Annotated in this window: 1 pseudogene; it reads right to left on the bottom strand. The window is 56.2% G+C overall.

The window, feature by feature from the left end:
* Positions 1 to 129: 129 nt before the first annotated feature.
* Positions 130 to 1,475, bottom strand: a pseudogene (locus tag SO140_RS45780) (IS701 family transposase).
* Between the last annotated feature and the right edge of the window lie 142 nt (positions 1,476 to 1,617).

The following is a 1,617-nucleotide window of genomic DNA, read 5'->3' as shown; positions in this document are numbered from 1 at the left end:
CTCCAAGAGCCGACCACCCATGAATCATTGAAAAATTGATTCGGGAATCCTATAAAGCACGGCAAAACCGACAATCTACCAAAGTAGTGCTAGCACTACTTTGGCAGATTGTGTTTTCGCCGTTGTTTTTCACGGATTTTCCGGCAATAAGGGCACTGCTGAGACGGCGGCCGTAGGATGAGATCGACGATGGCGTGACGTACGGCTGGCATGGTTGGCTGAGGCGGGGGACCGTTGATTCTTTTTTTTCCGCCCCGCGTATGCGAGGCGACGATGTTGCAGGAAGGCGTAGGCAATCATTGTCATTAAGGCGTGGCGATGAAGACCTCGCCAAGATCGCCCTTCGAAGTGATCAAGTCCAAGCTCCTCCTTCAGCTGTTGATGCGCCTGCTCACAAATCCACCGTGCCTTGATGGTGGCGGCCAGCGTGCGCAGATCCGTCGCCGCCGGAAGATTGGCGAGATAGTATTTCTTCTCCCCGGAGGCACGTTGCTCGCCAATGAGCCAGGCTTCGTCGCCTGGGAGATGCTGCTGACCTTTATCCCATATTCGCTGCGGAGGGCCGTCAGCGGTGCGGACACGGAGAGCAGCAAAACGAGCTTTAAGCCGACCTTTCGTTCCGCTACGCCAACTCACGGTTTTCCACTTGGCGCTGGCCAGCATTTGTTCTGCCGCAATCGATAAGATATCGGGCACGTGGTGCTTTCGTGGTTTCCCGCGGACTTTGGTGATCGGCCAAATGAGCTTCACATCGACCGGATACACTTTCTGGTGCCGAGGGATACCGACAGCCCATGTCAGCCCGCGATCTGTTAACCCTTGTCGAAACGGTGCGCTGAGGCCGTATCCTGCATCCGCCAGCACACATCCAAAGCGCATGTTGGCTGCCATCGCGCGGTCAATCTCGGCCAAAGCAATCTCCGGCTTGGACCGTGGCGTTCGGTGTTCGACTGGCACGCGAGCGCGCTTCAAACGAGACACGTCGCTTGTCCAACTGTCAGGCAGAAAGAGACGTAACGCGACCATCACTGGCACTTCGCCGCGCGCAAGCGTTAAAGACACCAGCGTTTGGCAATTTGCCGTTTTACCGAGAGCCGACGCGTATTGAGCCGCACCCCGACCGAGCGCTCACCCTTCTTCGGCAGTGAGGTGTCATCGATAACCAGCACCGCATCCCTGCCGCCGACAAGTCGGTCCGCCTGGCCGAGCAGCTCTGTCTCCAGCGGCGTCGCATCCCAGACACCATCCGCAATGAAATGGTGCAACTGGTCGTAGTTGCTCGTGGCAAGGCGTTCCGCCATTGGCTGAACGCTCTTGTGATCGCCAGGACCGATCAATCCTGCAACATACAGAGGACACATCCGCTGCCGGGTCTTATGACCCAGTCGGCCCAAGAACGGCATCAGCCAGCGTTCGAGTTCGTCTTCCCATCCCAGCATGGTCAGCCCTCCAAGAGCCGACCACCCATGAATCATTGAAAAATCGATTCGGGAATCCTATAAAACGCGGCAAAATGAACAATCTGCCAAAGTAGTGCTAGCACTACTTTGGCAGAATCTGTTTGCGCCAGTGTTTTTCAAGGATTTTTTTTCGGCAGTATGGACACCGTTGAGACGG

The sequence above is a fragment of the Bradyrhizobium sp. UFLA05-108 genome (assembly GCF_059803455.1).
Note: the sequence above shows the minus strand (reverse complement) of the source record. Positions and strands in the feature narration are given on the sequence as shown.